This window comes from Vibrio sp. HENC-03 (genome assembly GCF_000305755.2).
Taxonomy (GTDB): domain Bacteria; phylum Pseudomonadota; class Gammaproteobacteria; order Enterobacterales; family Vibrionaceae; genus Vibrio; species Vibrio owensii.
The window spans coordinates 277,116-297,727 of record NZ_JH976128.1 but is presented as its reverse complement, the minus strand read 5'-3'; the positions used below and the strand labels follow the sequence as shown (position 1 = coordinate 297,727).

Sequence of the window (20,612 nt, the reverse complement as noted above, 5' to 3'; positions counted from 1 at the left end):
CATTCTTGACTGGAGCTTTATTCAACGCGCGCACAAGGTCAGCTTCCCGGGCATGGCCGTGATGTATGGCGTAATGCTATTAACGGTGTTTGTTGATTTGATTGTCGCCGTTGGCCTTGGCGTATTTATCTCTAACATCATCATCATTGAACGTTTGAGCCGTGAACAAGCACGCCAAGTTAAGGCGATCAGTGATGCGGATGAAGATGATGTACCGCTGACAGACAGCGAGCGAGGGCTGTTAGACAGAGCCAATGGTAAAGTGTTGTTCTTCTATCTTTCTGGGCCAATGATCTTCAGCGTTTCGAAGGCGATTTCGCGTCAGCACTCCAGTATCTCGGATTACGAAGTGATGATTCTCGACCTGACGGATGTCCCTATGATTGATGTGACCGTTGGCTTGGCGCTAGAGAACGCCATTAAAGATGCTTTGGATGCAGAGTGTGAAGTTTATTTACTGTGTCCAAACCAACGTACGCGTGAGCAGTTAGAGAAATTCCACGTGATTGATTTGGTACCTGATGAGAACACCTACAAGTTCCGCTACGAAGCATTGAATGCAGCGGTAAAACATGTAGAAACCGATGAACATCAAATGCTAACCATGTAGTCTAAGTGACTTATTTAAAAGCGCTACCAGAGAGATTTGGTGGCGCTTTTTGGTAAATAGAATCGAGGATTTATAGTTATTTCTAATTTTATAGAAAGGTTTATTTGTATTCATCGTTATTCAACGATAAACTAATTCAACTTCAGTGCAATACCGCTTTCGACTCTTGAGTCGCTATCAATGATCCCCAACGGTATTGGCATTCACGATTCATCAACAGATGGCAATTATTACGTAATGTACGCATTAGAAATTGAACAGCTTCGCAAGACTTATGCGGGCGGATTTGAAGCGTTGAAAGGCATCAGCTTACAAGTAGAAAAAGGTGACTTCTACGCGCTTCTAGGGCCGAATGGTGCAGGTAAATCAACCACTATTGGCATTATCTCTTCTTTGGTAAACAAAACCTCGGGTACGACTAAGGTTTTTGGTTACGACATCGATACGCATCTTGAATTAGCGAAGCAGAACCTAGGCTTGGTGCCACAAGAATTCAACTTCAACCAATTTGAAACGGTTGAGCAAATTGTAATGCAGCAAGCGGGCTACTATGGCGTATCCAAAGAGCTTGCTAAAGTTCGCGCGGAAAAATACCTCACCAAGCTCGATTTGTGGGAAAAACGCAAAGAGCGCGCACGTAATTTATCCGGTGGTATGAAGCGTCGCTTGATGATTGCCCGTGCTTTGATGCATGAGCCTCAGCTGTTGATCCTTGATGAACCAACGGCGGGTGTTGATATCGAATTGCGCCGCTCTATGTGGGATTTCTTGAAAGAGATTAACCAAGAGCAGGGCATTACTATCATCCTAACAACCCACTACCTTGAAGAGGCTGAAATGCTGTGTCGCAACATCGGTATCATCAATAAAGGTGAGCTGATCGAGAACACGACGATGAAAGCGCTGCTCGGTAAACTTCGTGTTGAAACCTTTATTCTCGATGTCGAGTTTGAAGGTGAAATGCCGATGTTAGAAGGGGTAAATAGCCAGATGATGGTGAACGGCTCTTTAGAAATTGAACTGGATAAGAGCCAAGGTTTGAACTCGGTATTTAGTCAGCTTTCTGAGCATGATGTGAAAGTGCTTTCAATGCGTAACAAAGCCAACCGTTTGGAAGAGTTGTTTGTCAGCATTGTACGTGGAGGTAACCAATAATGTATAAGTTGTATTGGACAGCTTTCTGTAGCCTGTTGACCAAAGAGATCAATCGCTTCACTCGTATTTGGGTGCAAACCCTAGTTCCGCCAGCGATCACTATGACATTGTACTTCATCATCTTCGGTAGCTTGATTGGCTCTCGTATTGGTGAGATGAACGGCTTTAGCTACATGGAATACATCGTGCCGGGTTTGATCATGATGTCGGTGATCACCAACTCGTATTCGAACGTCGCATCGTCATTCTTTAGCTCCAAATTCCAACGCAATATCGAAGAACTACTCGTTGCACCGGTACCAAACTACATCATCATTCTTGGTTTTGTTATGGGAGGCGTGGTTCGTGGCTTGCTGGTGGGCACCATCGTTACTTTCGTATCGCTGTTCTTTGTTGATCTGCAAGTTGACCATTGGGGCATCATCATCGCAACGGTGTTTATGACGTCTGTTGTGTTCTCACTAGGCGGTTTGATCAATGCAGTTTACGCAAGAACGTTTGATGATATCTCTATCATCCCTACGTTTGTTTTAACGCCGCTGACCTACCTTGGTGGTGTATTCTACTCAATCAGCCTATTGCCAGAATTCTGGCAAGGCGTGTCTAAGTTGAATCCAATCGTCTACATGGTGAATGCGTTCCGCTACGGTTTCTTAGGCGTGTCTGATGTAGGCATTGTCACCTCATTTAGTGTTCTGACCGTATTTGTTATCGCACTTTACGCTGTGGCGCATTACCTCGTGACTAAAGGCATTGGCCTAAGAAGTTAATCCGAACAAAGTTTGAAAGAGCAGCGATAAGAGCTGCTCTTTCTTTATGCACATCGATACATTCCCATACAAATTTTCGACTTCTAACATGCTAGGTTTCATTCAATTGTTGTAAATGCATTTGATGCAAATGAGTGAAGCCATGAATATTGTCCCCTCTCCATCTTTCTCCTTTAAATTGCTTCTTCCTAAATACTGGTCTGTTTGGTTTGCCTTTGGTCTTTTGGCGCTGATCGTCAATCTACTTCCATACTCAGCCTTGCGTTTTCTGGGGCGAGGTATCGGCTCACTTGCGATGCCAGCCATGAAACGTCGTAGAGGCATTGCCAAGCAAAACTTAAAACTCTGCTTTCCCGAATACAGCGCTCAAGAATGCGATGAGTTGGTAAAGACAAACTTTAAATACACGGGTATGGCGCTTATCGAGACGGGAATGGCTTGGTTTTGGCCTGATTGGCGAGTGAAGCGTCTAGCCAAGGTGGTCGGAAAAGAGCGTTTACTTGAGCAAGAGAGAAATGGACGAGGTGTGCTGGTGGTGTGTAGTCATCACCTTAACCTTGAAATGACGGCGCGTATTTTTAGCCAGTTTGCTAAAGGTTATGGGGTGTATCGACCGAACTCGAACCCAGTTTATGAATTCGTTCAGCATCGTGGACGCACTCGCTGTGGGCACCAAATGATTGATCGAAAAGACGTGAAATCGATGCTCAAGGTTCTGAAAAAGGGCCAGCGATTATGGTACTTACCGGACCATGATTACGGGGTAAATAATTCTGTTTTTGCGCCGTTTTTTGCAGTTGAACAAGCGGCAAGTACGGTGGGTTCGAGCGTGTTGATTGATGCGACTAAGTGCGCAGTGATGTCCGGAGTGACGGTCATGAGTGGCAACCAATATACGCTTTATATCGGTCATGACCTTAGTCAGCAGTTTGAGCGACGTAATCCTGTCAAAGCGGCCAGTATTTTGAATCAAGAACTAGAAGGCATGATCAGAAGAGATATTCCAGCATGGATGTGGCTGCATAAGCGATTCAAAACGCGTCCTGAAGGGCTTGAATGCGTTTACTCATAAATCCATCCATCAGACACAAAAAAGGTCGGCGTAGTGCCGACCTTTTCGTTTATGCATTTCGCTTATTCAGCGCTTGCTGAGTTCGCTTCGCTTGACTCTTCTTCTTTGGTTTCTACAACCATATCAACCGTTTGGTTGTCGATTAGGCGTGCTTTACCTAAGAATGCAGACATCAAGATCACCGCTTGAGTGGTCTCTGCAGTAATCGCTTGAAGTGTACGAGCATCACGAATGAAGATTTCATCAGGCTGTAGACCTGCTGCACGCAGTTGGTCGTTCGCATCTTCAATCACAGAAGCATAATCGTCACGGCCGCCGCGCATCGCACTGCTGATCCAACGCATTGTACGAGCTAGAACTGGAGCACGTTGGCGCTCATCAATCGTCAACAGACCATTGCGAGAGCTCATCGCTAGGCCATCCATTTCACGTACAGTTGGTACACCAATGATTTCGATGTCCATTGCTAGGTCATCAACCATCTTGCGAATCACAGCAAGCTGTTGGAAGTCTTTCTCACCAAAGCAAGCCACATCAGGCTGAACGATATTGAACAGCTTGTTTACGATGGTGGTAACACCACGGAAGTGACCCGGACGAGAAGCGCCTTCAAGGATGGTTGATAAGCCCGGTACGTCAACAAACGTTTGTTTGTCCAAGCCTTCTGGGTAGATGATTTCTGGTGTTGGAGTGAACACCATTTCTACGCCTTCGCCACCTAGTTTGCTTAAATCTTCTTCTAGAGTGCGAGGGTAGTTATTTAAATCGTCTGCACGGTCAAACTGCATCGGGTTTACAAAGATGCTTACGACAACGACATCAGCGTATTCACGAGCTTTACGAACAAGCGTCAAGTGACCTTCGTGTAGATTGCCCATGGTTGGTACAAACGCCACTTTGCGACCTTCACGCTTAAAGGTTTTCACCTGTTCACGAATCGCTGAGATTTCCGCAAAAGTTTGCATGCATTTATCCTCTAGGCAATAGTGTGAGCTGCGTCTGGGAATGCACCGCTTTCGACATCAGCCATGTATTGAGCCACGGCTTTGCGCATATCACCTGTTTCAGCAAGGAAGTTTTTCGAGAATTTTGGCATGTAGTTCGCCGAAATTCCAAACATATCGTGCATTACAAGAATTTGACCATCAGTCACGTTACCAGCACCGATACCAATCACAGGTACATCAAGTACTTGAGTAATACGGTCCGCCAATTCAGCTGGAACGCACTCTAGCAAAACAATTTGAGCGCCAGCTTCTTGCAGTGCCAGTGCGTCTTTCACCATGCGATCCGCTTTTTCTTGGTCGCGGCCTTGTACTTTGTAACCACCAAAGATGTTTACAGATTGAGGTGTTAGGCCTAGGTGAGCACAAACAGGAACTGCACGTTCAGTTAGCATCTTAACCGTATCAACTAACCAATCGCCGCCTTCGATTTTTACCATATTTGCACCAGCACGCATTAGCGTTGCAGCGTTCTCACACGCTTGCTCTGGCGTTGCGTAGCTCATGAATGGCATATCAGCCATCAATAGGCAATTCGGGCTACCAGCGCGTACACAGCGCGTGTGATAAGCAATATCTTCAACGGTTACCGGTAATGTATCGTTTTTACCTTGCAGAACCATGCCTAGAGAGTCACCGACCAATAGAACAGGCATTTCTTGGCTTTCAAAAAGTTGGGCAAAGCTTGCATCGTATGCAGTTGAAGTAGCAAATTTACGACCTTCTTGCTTCCACTTAATCAGGTCGTTAATGGTCATTTTTTTCATTGTTTTATCCTCACTAGGAGTTGGCTATGACTGCCAAATATTGAGGCCGTTACGATCTACTTGTGCAAGTAGTGACGACACCTCGGTCCCGTCTGGGAGTTGTAAACTTGGTGCAATTTCCGCAAGAGGGTAGAGTACGAACTCGCGCTCTCTCATTCCATAGTGTGGAACTGTCAGTCTTTCGGAATCGATCACCTCATTGCCATAAAGAATCATGTCGAGGTCCAAAGTTCTTGGACCCCAGCGTTCATCTTTACGGACACGCCCTTGCTCTTGCTCAATCGCTTGGGTGCAATCGAGCAGCTCAAGAGGCGTCAAATTGGTTTTTATCGCCACAACCGCATTGATGTAATCCGGTTGGTTTTGTGGTCCCATCGGTGTACTGCTGTAAAGTGATGAAGCCTGAACAAACTCAGAGTTTGGTAATGTTTTAAGGGCTTCGATCGCTTGCTTGGCTTGGCTGACAGGATCAGCCAAGTTACTGCCTACCGCAATGTACGCTGTGATCATGACTTAGGCTTACTCTTTTTCTTGCGGTAAGTTTTACGGCGGCGTTGACCGGTTTTAGGCGCTTGGCCGTCTAGGTCCGCAGCCATAGCTTGGCGCATTTCTCGGCCAGCATTTTGGAAAGTTTCCCACCACTTGGCAAGCTTCTGAGTATCACCGCCTTCAATTTCACCGCGCATTTCAAGAAAATCAAAGCCAGCTCTAAATTTGTTGAGCTCCATTAGGCGGAATGCACGTTTACCGTTGCGTCGTGGAAGGCGTAATTGCAGCTGCCAAATTTCACGAATCGTCGCTGTGTGACGGCGTGGAATGGCAATGGTACGAACTTGGTCATCAAGAATGATGTTGCTCGCTTCCATGATGGCATCGTAATGGCACAGGTTACGCTGTTCCATTAGTTTATCTGCCATGGCACATAGCGGGTACCACAGCATCGCTGCAAACATGAACGCAGGATTGATGCGCTTGCCTTCTTCGATTCGCATATCAGTCGAATCAAGCACTAAATCTAGCATTTGTTCGGTATGAGATTCGTAATCTTCAGTGAAGTGCTCAGCAATTACAGGGAACAACTGTTGGAACAGGTTGTATTCGCGCAGTAGGTGATAAGTCTCTAGGCCGTGACCAGATTGAAGCATCTTCAACGATTCTTCGAAAAGACGTGCTGATGGGATATCACGCAGAAGTGTTGCCATCTCTTCAATCGGTGCTGCGGTGTCTTCTTCGATATCGAAGTCAAGTTTCACAGCGAAGCGAACGGCACGCAGCATGCGCACAGGGTCTTCACGGTAACGGGTTTCTGGGTCACCGATTAGACGAACAAGACGGTCCTCTAGATCTTCAATACCACGAGCGTAGTCGTGAATAGAGTAATCCGCGATGTTGTAGTACATCGAGTTAATCGTGAAGTCACGGCGCTCTGCATCTTCATCAATAGTGCCGTAAACATTGTCACGAAGCAGCATGCCTTCTTTTGACTGCTGGGAAACGTTCTTGTTCTTTTGCTCTTGGTGGTGACCACGGAAGGTCGCAACTTCGATGATGTCTCGGCCAAACATAATGTGGGCAAGACGGAAGCGACGGCCAATCAAACGGCAGTTTCTAAACAGCTGTTTGATTTGTTCTGGTGTCGCGTTAGTTGCGATATCAAAGTCTTTTGGTTTTTGTCCAAGCAGTAAGTCTCGAACCCCGCCACCCACAAGAAAAGCATCGAAACCGGCACCGTTTAGTCGGTATAGCACCTTCAGTGCATTATCACTGATCTGCTTACGCGAAATGTTGTGCTCTTCACGAGTAAGTACATTGAGAGCGAGTTCTGGGATCATGGCAGATTCGCTTGTTGTATTGTCGTTTGTATTCATGTGCATCTGGCAATAACTGGGTTTAATCCAATCTTGCTTTGGTTAGTTTTTACGCCTCTAGGGCCAATTTTGCGGCTAATGATAGCCTACACAGTGCCGTTTGAGAATCACGGTGTGATCTCGATCTCCGCTGGAAGCTGTTGCAAACGCCAATTTTCGCAGCCCCAATGTAGTATTTCGTCTACGTTAGCGGCTCGAATATCGTCAGGAATATCGAATCCTAAAAACGTCATTGCATGCAGCAGAGCTGGCTTCGGATTAGCGACATCAATGGCTGCCGCATGGTTTTGTTTCGACAGTTTGTTGCCGTTAGTGTCCATCGCCAATGGTAAATGCAAGTAGCTAACTTCCGGTTGTCCAAGAATTTGGTACAAGCTGATTTGACGACCAGTGGGCTCGATTAAGTCGGCACCACGGACGACTTCAGTCACCCCTTGGTCGATATCGTCTAATACTACCGCAAGATTATAGGCAAATAATCCATCTCGACGTTTAATAATGAAATCTTCATTTACTAACGCTTCAGGAATGCTCATTAAACCATGCTTCTGATCGAGGAAATTGGCGATGGGCTTGGTCATTTTTAGGCGAATCGCACCTTCTTTCAAGCCTTTGTCGCGGCAAGTGCCGAGATAATAACCACCATGTTCTTTTATTTGCTTGCGAGTACATTGGCAATAATAAGCATCGCCATTCTCCAACCACGCATCAATTTGTGCTTGATATAAATGGTGTCGTTCACTTTGATACACCACTTCACCATCCCAGTGGAGTTGATAAGCTTGGAGTGCATTAAGAATATCTTCTGCTGCACCAGGCATTTCTCTCGGAGGGTCAAGATCTTCGATACGAACGAGCCAAGTCCCTTGATTGGCTTTTGCTTGAAAGTAGCTGCCAAGAGCGGCAACTAAGGAACCAAAATGTAATGGTCCTGAAGGGGATGGGGCAAATCGACCTACATAGCGTGTCATGCGTGTATCTCGAAAGTATTCGGGTAAAACTAGAAGTTTAGCGCTAAAAAGCTAGTCAAAACAAAAAGGGAGCCTGAGCTCCCTTTCAATAATCATAATGCGTGGTTGATTAACCTTGCATCTGTTTCTCTTTGATTTCTGCAAGTGTTTTACAGTCAATACAAAGGTCAGCAGTTGGACGCGCTTCTAGGCGACGAACGCCAATCTCTACGCCACAAGATTCACAGAAGCCGAAATCGTCTTCAGTAATTTTGTCTAGAGTCTTTTCGATCTTCTTGATCAGGCGACGCTCACGGTCACGGTTACGCAGTTCTAAGCTGAACTCTTCCTCTTGAGAGGCACGGTCAACTGGATCTGGGAAGTTCGCTGCTTCGTCCTGCATGTGGTGTACAGTGCGATCGACTTCTTCCCTGAGCTGATTACGCCAAGCTGTTAAGATCTTTGTAAAGTGTTCAACCTGCTCTGGTGACATGTATTCTTCACCAGGCTTTTCCTGATATGGCTCCACACCGGCAATGGCTAGGATGCCTATCGTTTTCTTCTTTGATTCTGGCATACAGCATCTCCTACTTACACCTAGTCAACTGCATCGCAGTCAATTTAAGGCGGGTATCTATAGCAAAAAGAGGCGGTGCAGGCAATTACTGAATCGCAAACTTATCGTCAATGTGAAGACGACATCATTTTTTCTCTCAATTGATAAATTCAATAGCAGAGATTAGCTTGACTTCAGTGTTGCTCAGTTCAGCTTTGTAGCAGAGAACTTCTACTCCAGCGTCTTGTGCTTGTTTTAGTAACGTTGAATATTTCGCGTCTATATGGTGCGCCGCAGATACTTTTTCAATACCTGAATGTAAAACAGTGAATAAAAGTATGGCTCTACTTCCAGTTTGTGCCATTTCTGTGAGCTCTCGCAGGTGCTTTTGTCCTCGCGTGGTCACGGCATCAGGGAAATAACCTTGTCCCGATGGACTTTCCTCATCAAGTAGGGTGACGCTCTTCACTTCTATATAACACTTTGATTTATCACTTGCGCTGAGCAAGATATCAATTCGGCTATTTTCATTGCCGTATTTCACTTCAGTTTGAAGTTGGTCATATCCCGACAGTTCCGAAATGACATTATTTTCAATTGCTTCTACCGCCAGTTGATTGGCACGAGCGGTATTTATACAAATACGATGCCCTTGTGGCGTTTCGCTCAGCTCCCAACTGTTCGGGTATTTGCGTTTCGGGTTATCAGAAGTGGAATACCAAACTTTATTGCCTGGCGTTGCACAGCCTGTCATTGCGCCAGTGTTCGCACAGTGAATTGTTCGAATCTCACCGTTATCCAATTCGATATCGGCAAGGAAGCGTTTGTAGCGTTTGAGTAGAGTCGCTGACTCTAGAGCAGGTTCGAATTGCATTTGCTTATTTAGCCAAGAGTGTTTTTATGTACAATGTGCCCAACATTACAACATAGGGTATTTCCTTTGTCACAATTGCCAATCGAAGCCGTGATGCCACAATTACTTACGGCGGTCAAACATCAACACCAAGTGATCCTCAAGGCAGCTCCTGGTGCCGGTAAATCCACTTACTTCCCACTACAACTTCTTAAAAGCCAAGCCGTGACGGGCAAGATTGTAATGCTAGAGCCTCGTCGTCTTGCTGCGCGCAATATCGCACGTTATTTGGCGCAGCAGTTGGGAGAGCAAGTAGGAGAGCGTGTGGGTTACCGAGTGCGCGGCGAGACAAAGGTGAGTAAGCACACTCAACTTGAAATTGTGACGGAAGGGATCATGACGCGCATGATCCAAAGTGACCCTGAATTAGACGGCATTGATCTACTGATTTTTGATGAATTTCACGAGCGTAGCATTCATGCCGATACTGCCTTAGCATTTAGCTTAGAAGTTCAAGAAGCACTGCGAGACGATTTAAAGCTGGTGGTGATGTCGGCAACGCTTGACCAAGATGCCTTGCAATCCTTATTACCAGAGGCGGTTTACATTGAGTCGGAAGGTCGTAGTTTTGAGGTAGAAACGCGTTATTTACCACTTGGAGCAAATGATCATTTGCCGACTTCTATGGCAAAAACGATCGAGCACTTGATGAGCAAAGAGTCAGGTTCTTTGCTTGCTTTTCTTCCGGGTATCGGTGCCATCAAGCAAGTGCAAGAGCGTTTAGTACATCTACCTGATAACGTCGAAGTGTGTCCTCTTTATGGTCAACTCAGCTTCGCTGAACAGCAAAAAGCCATCGCTCCCGCTTCTGGAGGTAAACGCAAAGTCGTGCTCGCGACTAACATTGCTGAAACTTCTTTGACCATTGAAGGTATTCGATTAGTCGTCGATTCTGGATTAGAGCGTGTGGCGCGTTTTGATTTGAAGAATGGACTTACCCGCTTAGAGCAAGTGCGAGTGGCACAGTCGTCTGCAATTCAACGTGCTGGTCGTGCTGGGCGTATTGAAGAGGGCATTTGCGTCCGATTGTATTCGGAAAGCCAATTCAAGCAGCAACCGCAAGTTCCCCAACCAGAAATCCTGCACTCAGATTTAGCAAGCTTAGTCATGGAACTGGCATTTTGGGGAGCAGGGGATATCGCTGAGCTTAAATGGTTGAATATCCCTTCTTCAGCATCGCTTGCTCAGGCTAAACAGCTGTTGATTTCTTTAGGGTTACTTACCGAGCAAGGCCAACTTACTTCTGCAGGTAAAACGGCCCATGCTCTTGGTGTAGAGCCGCGCTCAGCAGCAATGCTGATTCAGACGCAGCAGCGCAGTGAAAAAATGCTAAATACCGCTTTGGCTGCGGTCGCCCTAATTGAAGAGCCTGAGCGCAATGTGACTAACATCGCGCATAGCCTACATCGCTGGATAAGTGGTACACATGCAAAGAAAGCGATATTGCACAAGCGATCTCAAGCGCTGGCACACAAACTAGATACGGTATTCAGCCTACCTAATGTCGATGAGCGAGTGCTGGCGCTAGTATTGAGCTTAGCTTTCCCAGATCGCATTGCGCAGCAGCGTGTTAACCAATATGGTCGTTTTACTTTGTCGAACGGGCATGGCGCTGAGTGTCGGCCAGAAGAGACTCTTGGTGGTTGTGATTACTTAGTTACGATTGATTTGATGCGCTCGCATTCTAACTCAAGCCAAATTAACCTAGCTTGTGACTTAGATATCAACGCATTACAAGAAACGTTCGAGCACCTTTTCACGGTGGCTGAGCTGGTTGATTGGGATGAGAAAAAAGGCCGTTTGATTGCCGAACGCCAAATCAAGCTTGGTCAACTGGTGATTAAGCGCGAAGCGTTGCCGAGTCCGGGTAAAGAAAAAATGACACAAGCTTTACTCACTTATGTCCGCCGTCAGGGCTTACAGAGTCTAAACTGGACACCGGCAGCGGAAAATTTGTTAGAACGTATTCGCTGCGCAGTGGAATGGTTACCAGAGCAAGCCTGGCCAAGTTTTGATGAGACCAGTTTGCTTAATGGCTTAGAAGAGTGGCTAGAGCCGTACATGAGCACGGTATCATCGGTGAAAGATTTGGCGAAAGTGAACCTAGTGGAAGCGTTGAACGCTCGATTAGGTTGGCCGTTGAATCAACAGATTGATGAGTGGTTACCAGAAGATTATCGCTTACCAACAGGTTCGAAAAAGCGCATTCGTTACCAATTTGGTCATGAACCAGTACTGTCAGTGCGTATACAAGAAGTGTTTGGAGAGAGCACTTCTCCAACCGTGGCACAAGGTCGCAAGCGATTGGTGTTAGAGTTACTTTCTCCAGCACAGCGTCCTCTTCAGGTGACAACGGATTTAGCTGCCTTTTGGGCAGGAAGCTACAAAGAAGTGCAAAAAGAGATGAAAGGCCGATATCCAAAACACGTTTGGCCTGACGATCCTGCCACTCATGTAGCGACAACAAAAACAAAAAGACAATTGAATAATGACTGATACAAAAAAGCCCGGTGCAAAAAGAGCACCAGCCAAGAAAACAACGTCAAATAAAACGACTGCCGCTAAGAAAAGCGGTGCGAAGCGACCGAGAAAATCGCCATCGAAAAAGCCAAGTAATGGCAAGCGGTCTTGGCTTAAAATCATTTGGTCATTTAGCTGGAAAGCGGGTGTCGCGCTTGCGGCGGTGTTGCTGTTTGTCGGTATTTATCTTGATAGTGTGGTGAAAGATCGTTTTGACGGCCAGTTGTTTGATCTGCCAACAGTCGTTTATGCGCGTATCCTCAATTTGAGTCCGGGTGAGAACATTACAATCAAAGAGATGCGTAATGAGCTTGATGTATTGAACTACCGTAAGGTAAGTCAGCCTCGTTACCCTGGTGAATACTCTTCTTCTTCAACGCGTATTGAGCTTATTCGTCGTCCGTTTGAATTTGCTGATGGTCCTGAGCCTGATCGTCACGTCATGCTGCATTTCTCGAGCAGCGGTCTACAACGCATTCAATCTTTGGAATCCAAAGGTGACCTTGGTTACCTGCGCATTGAACCTAAGATGCTAGGGATGTTGGAAAAAAATCAGAATGAACAGCGTCTTTTCTTGCGTCGAGACCAATTCCCAGAAGTGCTTGTCGATGCACTGTTAGCAACCGAAGACCGTGATTTCTATCAGCATGATGGCGTTTCGCCGCTGGCGATTGGCCGTGCCCTTGTTGCTAACATCAAAGCGGGTCGTACCGTACAGGGTGGCAGTACCTTAACTCAGCAGTTAGCGAAAAACTTGTTCCTGACACGCGATAAAACCTTGTGGCGAAAAGTCCGTGAGGCATATATTGCTCTGATTCTGGACTACCGCTACAGCAAAGACCGTATTCTTGAAGCTTACCTGAATGAAGTCTACTTAGGTCAAAGCGGTGGGGATGCAATCCATGGTTTTGCTTTGGCATCGCGTTACTACTTCGGTCAGCCGATTCAAGAGCTTCGTATCGACCAACTCGCTATGTTGGTAGGTATGGTTAAAGGGCCGTCTTACTACAACCCAATTCGTTACCCTGAGCGCACCAAAACGCGTCGTGACTTGGTATTGCGTCTGTTGATGCAACAAGACATGTTAACTGCGCAGCAATACGAACAAGCGGTAAATCGTCCGTTAGATATACAAAGTAAACCTCGTATCGCGAGTCGTCAGCCGGCGTACTTCCAACAACTGAACATTGAGCTGAAAGAAAAAGTAGGTGACAACTTCAAAGCTGAAACCGGCTTACGTTTGTTTACTTCTCTCGACCCGGTATCGCAAAGCAAGTTAGAACAAGCGATCGCGAAGAAAGTCCCTGAGCTTGCAAAACGTGCAGGTAAAGAGCTCGAGGCTGCAGCGGTTGCGGTTGACCGTCACAGTGGCGAGATTCGCGCTATGGTCGGTGGTAAACGCGTTGGCTATGAAGGTTTTAACCGCGCCTTGAATGCAAGTCGTCCAATTGGTTCTTTGGTTAAGCCTGCGATCTATTTAACCGCGCTAGAGCAGCCAGAGAAGTACAACCTTGCAACCACGCTTCACGATACTCCGCTTAGCTTAAAAGGCAGCAAAGGTAGTGTTTGGTCGCCGCGCAACTTTGACCGTAAGTTCCGTGGTGATGTACCGCTGTACTTAGCGTTGGCGAAATCACTCAATGTGCCAACCGTGCGTTTGGGTATGGAGCTGGGTATTCCAGAAGTATCCGCTACGCTAGAACGTCTGGGCGTGGATAAGAATGAAATTCGTCCAGTGCCTTCTATGTTCCTTGGTTCCTTCTCGTTGACGCCATTCGAAGTCGCGCAGATGTACCAAACAGTCACTAACTCAGGTAAGCGTGCCAAGCTATCGGCATTACGTTCAGTGATCGATATGGATGGTAACGTGCTTTATCAATCACTACCTCGTTCATCTCAAGCGGTGGACCAGCAAGCAGCTTGGCTGACGACTTATGCGATGAAGCAAGGTGTTGCTCAAGGTACAGGTCGATTCCTACAAAGTCAGTTCGCATGGGCTGCTCTTGCAGGCAAAACCGGTACCAGTAATGACAGCCGTGACAGTTGGTTTGTGGGTGTCGACGGCCGTGAAGTGACAACCGTTTGGCTTGGCCGCGACGATAACAAATCGACCAAGCTCACTGGTTCAAGTGGTGCATTGCGTGTCTATGCGGAATACCTAAAACAACGTATCCCTGAGCGACTAGAGTTACCTTGGCCAAAAGAAGTGACCACATTAGGATTCCAAAAAGCCGCTAATGGTGCGCTGGAAATGAACTGTCGCAGTGAATACAAGCTGCCGGTGTGGGACAAGTCTGGGCAAATCAAACAGCAGTGTGAGAAAAAATCTAATTGGTTGAATAACCTATTTGATTGGTAAGACCACCAAAAACGCCATCACTGACTTGTGAAGTTGTTCAAATATTAGTAAAAGTAGGTGTTCAATGTTCAGTAAAGGAAGAAGTGAATGTTCAAAAAGTCGATCTCAAACCCATGGAAGCGTTGTGTTGCGCTCTGGGTCTGTTCCTTTTTGATTGCAACGCCTTCCTTTGCTAAGCAAGTCAGTGATGATCAATCTCGTCCTAAAATCGCCGTCGTACTGGCCGGTGGTGGGGCAAAAGGAGCCGCTCACATCGGGGTCTTGAAGGCTCTGGAAGAGATGAATATTCCCGTCGATATCATCACCGGGACTAGCATGGGTGCTTATGTCGGTGGTCTATATGCCACGGGGATGAGCGCCGATGAAATCGAAAGTTTTATCTACAGTGTCGATTGGAACAGCGGTTATCGAGACCGTGTCGACCGCAGTCAACGTCGCGTCCGCGACAAAGAATACGAAGACCGTTACCAAATCACCACTGACTTAGGTTTGAGGTTTGGTGAAGTGCGTTCGCCAACTGGCGTGGTGCAAGGCCAAAACATGTTGCGCATTCTGCGTGAAACCACAGGCAATCTTGGCCGATTTAACTCCTTTGATGATCTTGCCATTCCATACCGCTCAGTCGCGACGGATATCGTCGAGCTAGAAGAGGTCGTCTTAGATAACGGTTATCTAGTTGATGCCATGATGGCGAGTATGTCAGTGCCTGGCGCGCTTCCTCCATACGAGCTGAATGGTCATATGCTAGTGGACGGCGGGGTCGTCAATAACATGCCTGTTGATGTTGCTCGCGCAATGGGCGCTGACGTGGTAATTGCCGTTGATATTAGTACCGATTACAAAAGTGAAGAGGACTTTACTGGCTTATTTGCCGTAGCAGACCAACTGTCCAACTATCTAGTTCGCCGCAGTACTCAAGAACAAGCTGAAACGCTTAGCGGTGATGATGTCTACATTCGTCCTGATGTTGGGCAAATGGAAACAGTAGAATTCGAAAAAATGCCAGACGCTTTTAAAGCGGGTTATGAGATCACTCGAGGACTAAAGTCAAAGCTTGAAGGACTGAGTGTGTCGAATGCGGATTATCAGAAATACATCGAGCATAAACAAGACATGCGTAAGAACCTTGAGTATGGCGATGAGCGTGTTGTCGACCAAATCGTTCTTGTGAACAATACCCACTACAGTGATGTGCTGTTGACTAACCGACTTGAGTTAGACACAGGACGCCCTCTAGAAACGGCTGAGATAGAAAAAGCGGTAGAAAATCTCTATGCACTGGATCGTTTTGAGCTGATCACTTATCACTTTGAAGAAATCGATGGGGTGAACTTACTCGTCTTTGAAGTGAACGAAAAATCTTGGGGTCCAAACTACCTAAACTTCCGTTTCTTCTTAGAAGATGATTTCAATACCGATAGTCAATATGGCATCGGCATGTCGGCCAATTTCACCAACTTGAACTCTCACGGCGCCGAACTGACCTTTAATGTGGATATGGGCACGGATAAATTGATTGAGGCGGAGCTTTACTCTCCAGTGCTTTCGAGTCAGCAGTTGTTTGTTTCTAGCAAAGTGAATTACAACACAGAGAACAGAAACCTCTCTGATAACTTTGAAAACCCTGATATTGGATCCGTCTACGATTACTTGCCGGTTTCTTACACCGAGTTTATTACAGAGCTTGCTGCGGGTGTGCAACCAACGTTGTGGCAAGAGTTCCGAGTTGGCGGGCGCTATACCAAAGGGGCGATTGAAGCATCCACTTTTCAGTCTTTCGGTGAGCTTGATTATGAGCGTTTGGGTGTGTTTGCCAATTACCGCCTAGATACCTTGGATGATTTCGCTTTCCCAACGCACGGTATGCTGATCGATTTGGATTACTTAGTTTCTCACGATAAGACTCCAGAGGATTTTCGTCAGTTAAACCCAGACGGTAATATTGAAGATACCGTTTACGAGATTACCGCACGTTTCAAGGGAGCAGTGACTCATAGTCGTCATACTTTAGTCGGACAAGCGGAATACAGCTTTGTTGAGAGCAAAAACTCGTCTGTACCTTTAGACCCGCGTGAGCTTGGTGGTTTCTTGAATCTCTCAGGTATTCCACGTAACAGCTTGATTGGGCAGAACTTATTCTATACCAGCCTGGTGTATCGTTATAAATGGATGGATAACGACTTCGGGCTGTTTGAAGCACCAGTGTATTTAGGTGCATCCCTTGAACACGGTGGTGTTTGGTCAGATAACGATCTGAAGCTCAATGAAGCGCCGCTGTACAATGCCGCATCGATTTTCTTTGGGGTAGATTCTCCAATAGGACCGATCATGTTGGCATACGGTCGTACCGAGCAAGATTTAGATGCCGTGTACTTGATCGTTGGAACATCGTTTAAATAACCGGGAATAGGACAGCAAGATCTCCGCATATTTAGCCAAAATTTACCGGACTTTAGTCGTAAGTTGCTATGTTGGTCAAAATGATGAGATTTTAATTTAACGTTAAATTTGCTATTCTTTCGCCCACAGTTTGGCCTCTACGGCGCTGTTTCTCAATCAGAATTGAATGAAAACAAGGGCAATGGAGAGCCAAGTTTCCAAGGATGTTCACTCCTTTACTTTGAAAAATAGTAAGAAAAAAGGAGGAACCGCAATGAGAGGAAAAAGTCGTGCTTGAAGCCTACCGTAAACACGTCGAAGAGCGTGCTGCCGAAGGAGTTGTTCCTAAACCGCTAGACGCTGAACAAGTTGCTGGACTTGTTGAACTTCTGAAAAATCCCCCACAAGGTGAAGAAGCCTTTATTCTTGACCTACTAGAAAACCGTATCCCACCAGGTGTAGATGAAGCTGCTTATGTAAAAGCAGGTTTCTTGACGGCTGTTGCTAAAAGTGAAGTGGCATCACCGCTTGTAAGCCGTGAGAAAGCCGCAGAGCTATTAGGTACGATGCAAGGCGGTTACAACATCGCGCCTCTAGTCGAGTTCCTAGATGACGACGCGCTTGCCCCAATTGCTGTAAAAGCGTTATCTCACACTCTATTGATGTTCGATGCTTTCTACGATGTCGAAGAGAAAGCCAAAGCAGGCAATGCATTCGCGAAGCAAGTTCTACAATCTTGGGCGGATGCTGAATGGTTCACATCAAAAGAGAAAGTAGCGGAAAAGATTACCGTTAAAGTCTTTAAAGTGACCGGTGAAACCAACACCGATGACTTATCTCCAGCACCAGATGCTTGGTCTCGTCCTGATATCCCAGTACACGCGAAAGCGATGCTGAAGATGGAACGTGATGGCATCGTGCCAGACCAACCAGGCAGCGTTGGTCCTATTAATCAAATCGAAGAACTGCAAAAAGATGGCATTCCACTAGCGTATGTTGGTGACGTTGTTGGTACGGGTTCTTCACGTAAATCTGCAACGAACTCTGTTCTTTGGTTCATGGGGGAAGACATCCCATTCGTACCAAACAAGCGCACTGGTGGTATCTGTCTAGGTGGTAAGATTGCTCCTATCTTCTACAATACAATGGAAGATTCTGGCGCACTACCTATAGAGTTAGACGTACAAAATATGAACATGGGCGATGTCATTGACATCTTCCCATACGAAGGCGTTGTACGTAAAAACGGCGAAGACATTTCTAGCTTTACGCTAAGCAAAGTATTGCTTGATGAAGTTCGCGCGGGTGGCCGTATTCCACTGATCATCGGTCGTGGTTTAACAAGCCGTGCTCGTACTTCTCTTGGTTTAGAAGAAACCGATCTATTTGCTAAGCCAGTTGACCCTTCTGCATCTGACAAAGGCTACACGCTAGCTCAGAAAATGGTGGGTAAAGCATGTGGTGTTGAAGGCGTACGTGCAGGTCAGTACTGTGAGCCTAAGATGACAACCGTAGGTTCTCAGGACACCACAGGCCCAATGACGCGTGATGAGCTAAAAGACCTTGCGTGTCTTGGCTTCTCAGCTGATCTAGTGATGCAGTCATTCTGTCACACGTCTGCGTATCCAAAACCAGTCGACGTAAACACACACCACACGCTACCTGACTTCATCATGAACCGTGGCGGTGTATCACTTCGTCCGGGCGATGGTGTGATTCACTCGTGGCTAAACCGTATGCTTCTGCCTGATACGGTAGGTACAGGTGGTGACTCGCATACTCGTTTCCCTCTTGGCATCTCATTCCCAGCTGGTTCAGGTCTTGTTGCGTTCGCAGCAGCGACCGGTGTTATGCCACTGGATATGCCAGAGTCAATCTTGGTGCGCTTTAAAGGCGAAATGCAGCCGGGTATCACGCTACGTGACCTTGTGCATGCCATTCCTCTATACGGCATCAAGCAAGGCCTTCTAACAGTAGAGAAAGCAGGTAAGATCAACGAATTCTCTGGTCGCGTACTTGAAATTGAAGGCGTTGAGCACCTAACTGTAGAGCAGGCATTTGAGTTGTCTGATGCGTCAGCAGAACGTTCTGCGGCAGGTTGTACCGTTAAGCTATCTCAAGCGTCTATTGAGGAATACCTAAACTCAAACATCACCATGCTGAAATGGATGATCTCGGAGGGTTACGGCGACCGTCGTACTATCGAGCGTCGTATTACTGCGATGGAAGAGTGGTTGGCAAATCCTGAGCTTATGGAAGCAGATTCAGATGCGGAATACGCTCACGTGATTGAGATTGACCTAGCTGAAATCAACGAACCAATTCTTTGTGCGCCAAACGATCCAGATGACGCTCGTCTTCTGTCTGACGTTCAAGGTACACAGATTGATGAAGTGTTCATCGGTTCTTGTATGACGAACATTGGTCACTTCCGTGCTGCAGGTAAGCTACTTGAGAAGTTCAATGGTCAATTAGACACTCGTTTATGGGTAGCGCCGCCAACGAAGATGGACCGTGACCAACTTACAGAAGAAGGTTACTACGGTATTTACGGCCGCGCTGGCGTTCGTATTGAAACTCCAGGTTGTTCGCTATGTATGGGTAACCAAGCACGAGTTGCAGACAAAGCAACAGTAATGTCGACTTCAACACGTAACTTCCCGAACCGTCTAGGTACTGGTGCAAATGTGTACCTATCTTCAGCGGAACTTGCGGCAGTGGGTGCGATTCTAGGTAAGATTCCAACTAAGGAAGAATACTTAGCGTACATGGAGCAAATTGATGCGACAGCTGCGGATACTTACCGTTACTTGAACTTCCACAAGATGGATCAGTACACCAAGAAAGCGGCAGAAGTGATCTTTCAAGAGCCTGCATAATTCGTAGCGAGCTTTGCTAATACTTAATGAAGCGCCCACCTACTATTGGTGGGCGCTTTTTTCTTAGCAGAACGCTGCGCTTCGAGATATTAGAACTACGTCATTTCCTAGACTTGGAGAGGGGGGGAGTAGAAATCTCTTTTAGACAAAGTCTTGAGAGATCCCCAACTCGCTCGTGCCTCGCTCTTGAGGATGACGATTAAACAGCTAAGAGTAAAAACGATGTCATTCCCGAAAGCGACGAAGGAGTGCAGTCGGGAATCTCTTTTAAACAAGCCATTGAGAGAGCTCCCGTCTCCTGCTTCTCCCATCTCAAATCTCCCTGTATACTCCGCACCAAATTGATACGAAAAGGCGATCACGATGGAATTTGAATTCATCCGCAACACATTGATGGGCGAATACTATGTCAAATGCAGCATGGGGCATGAGATTGTGGGTCGTTGGTTGCAAGAAGAAATAGGCAAAGACCCAGCAAAAATTGCTCAGGTAGAAGCTTTAATTGATCAGGCATTTTCTTCGCCATCTCAAGAGCATAGGTTAACAGGTGCAGAGATCAGTTTGATGATCCACGGTGATGAGGTGCTAGTGCAAGAAAACGCACTTGGTCATGAGTATGAAGTGGAAATGGAAAGCGAGTTTGATTTCTACGATGCAGAGAGTACAGCCAGCTGTGGTATAGAAGACTTTTGTGCCTTGATAGAGCAATGGAAAGACTTTTTGAACATTTAATGCACAGTTTTGGGTAGTCAGACTTGAGTTGCCTTATATTTGTGAAAAGGGCGCACCGATATGGTGCGCCCTTTTTGT

Annotated in this window: 16 protein-coding genes; 9 read left to right on the top strand and 7 right to left on the bottom strand. The window is 46.5% G+C overall.

Annotated features, from left to right (window positions below; translation table 11 throughout):
* The 4 genes from VCHENC03_RS28065 to VCHENC03_RS03760 form a co-directional block, all read left to right on the top strand.
* The coding region (locus VCHENC03_RS28065; RefSeq protein ID WP_232310376.1) for an STAS domain-containing protein at positions 1-610 on the top strand (610 nt) is incomplete at its 5' end.
* A 237-nt stretch (positions 611-847) separates the two neighbouring features.
* The gene (locus tag VCHENC03_RS03750) at positions 848-1,765 is read left to right on the top strand and encodes an ABC transporter ATP-binding protein (RefSeq protein WP_005439357.1); all 918 of its coding nucleotides are present in this window, start codon (positions 848-850) and stop codon (positions 1,763-1,765) included.
* A complete protein-coding gene (locus tag VCHENC03_RS03755; protein WP_005439358.1) occupies positions 1,765-2,535 on the top strand; it encodes an ABC transporter permease in 771 nt (256 codons plus the stop codon). Before VCHENC03_RS03750 ends, VCHENC03_RS03755 begins: the two co-directional genes overlap by 1 nt.
* 142 nt (positions 2,536-2,677) lie before the next feature.
* Complete coding sequence (locus VCHENC03_RS03760; protein WP_009707559.1) at positions 2,678-3,607, top strand: Kdo(2)-lipid IV(A) acyltransferase; 930 nt, start codon at positions 2,678-2,680, stop codon at positions 3,605-3,607.
* 62 nt (positions 3,608-3,669) lie between these two features.
* Here the strand turns inward: VCHENC03_RS03760 and panC are convergent, their stop codons facing one another.
* The 7 genes from panC to sfsA form a co-directional block, all read right to left on the bottom strand.
* Complete coding sequence (panC, locus tag VCHENC03_RS03765; RefSeq protein WP_009707558.1) at positions 3,670-4,572, bottom strand: pantoate--beta-alanine ligase; 903 nt, start codon at positions 4,570-4,572, stop codon at positions 3,670-3,672.
* An 11-nt stretch (positions 4,573-4,583) separates the two neighbouring features.
* Positions 4,584-5,378, bottom strand: coding sequence for a 3-methyl-2-oxobutanoate hydroxymethyltransferase (panB, locus tag VCHENC03_RS03770; RefSeq protein WP_005439361.1), 795 nt, complete (start codon positions 5,376-5,378; stop codon positions 4,584-4,586).
* 24 nt (positions 5,379-5,402) lie between these two features.
* Positions 5,403-5,888, bottom strand: a complete 486-nt coding sequence (gene folK / locus VCHENC03_RS03775) for a 2-amino-4-hydroxy-6-hydroxymethyldihydropteridine diphosphokinase (RefSeq protein WP_009707557.1) — start codon at positions 5,886-5,888, stop codon at positions 5,403-5,405.
* A complete protein-coding gene (gene pcnB, locus VCHENC03_RS03780; protein WP_032803034.1) occupies positions 5,885-7,252 on the bottom strand; it encodes a polynucleotide adenylyltransferase PcnB in 1,368 nt (455 codons plus the stop codon). Before pcnB ends, folK begins: the two co-directional genes overlap by 4 nt.
* Positions 7,253-7,353: 101 nt before the next feature.
* Positions 7,354-8,217: a tRNA glutamyl-Q(34) synthetase GluQRS gene (gene gluQRS / locus VCHENC03_RS03785; protein WP_009707555.1), complete on the bottom strand. Its 864-nt coding sequence runs from the start codon at positions 8,215-8,217 to the stop codon at positions 7,354-7,356.
* 109 nt (positions 8,218-8,326) lie between these two features.
* Complete coding sequence (gene dksA / locus VCHENC03_RS03790) at positions 8,327-8,773, bottom strand: RNA polymerase-binding protein DksA (protein ID WP_005439389.1); 447 nt, start codon at positions 8,771-8,773, stop codon at positions 8,327-8,329.
* Positions 8,774-8,909: 136 nt separating this feature from the next.
* The gene (sfsA, locus tag VCHENC03_RS03795) at positions 8,910-9,626 is read right to left on the bottom strand and encodes a DNA/RNA nuclease SfsA (protein ID WP_009707554.1); all 717 of its coding nucleotides are present in this window, start codon (positions 9,624-9,626) and stop codon (positions 8,910-8,912) included.
* Positions 9,627-9,692: 66 nt separating this feature from the next.
* On the opposite strand from sfsA, the gene hrpB reads away from it, so the two are divergent.
* From hrpB to VCHENC03_RS03820, 5 genes are all read left to right on the top strand, one after another.
* Positions 9,693-12,161, top strand: coding sequence for an ATP-dependent helicase HrpB (gene hrpB, locus VCHENC03_RS03800; RefSeq protein ID WP_009707553.1), 2,469 nt, complete (start codon positions 9,693-9,695; stop codon positions 12,159-12,161).
* A complete protein-coding gene (gene mrcB, locus VCHENC03_RS03805) occupies positions 12,154-14,544 on the top strand; it encodes a penicillin-binding protein 1B (protein WP_009707552.1) in 2,391 nt (796 codons plus the stop codon). Before hrpB ends, mrcB begins: the two co-directional genes overlap by 8 nt.
* Positions 14,545-14,631: 87 nt before the next feature.
* Positions 14,632-16,944 carry a patatin-like phospholipase family protein gene (locus VCHENC03_RS03810; protein ID WP_009707551.1) on the top strand — a complete coding sequence of 771 codons (2,313 nt, stop codon included), beginning with the start codon at positions 14,632-14,634 and terminating at the stop codon, positions 16,942-16,944.
* Between the two features lie 269 nt (positions 16,945-17,213).
* Positions 17,214-19,802: a bifunctional aconitate hydratase 2/2-methylisocitrate dehydratase gene (gene acnB / locus VCHENC03_RS03815; RefSeq protein WP_009707550.1), complete on the top strand. Its 2,589-nt coding sequence runs from the start codon at positions 17,214-17,216 to the stop codon at positions 19,800-19,802.
* Positions 19,803-20,165: 363 nt separating this feature from the next.
* Positions 20,166-20,534 carry a YacL family protein gene (locus VCHENC03_RS03820; RefSeq protein ID WP_005439396.1) on the top strand — a complete coding sequence of 123 codons (369 nt, stop codon included), beginning with the start codon at positions 20,166-20,168 and terminating at the stop codon, positions 20,532-20,534.
* The last annotated feature ends 78 nt before the right edge of the window (positions 20,535-20,612 follow it).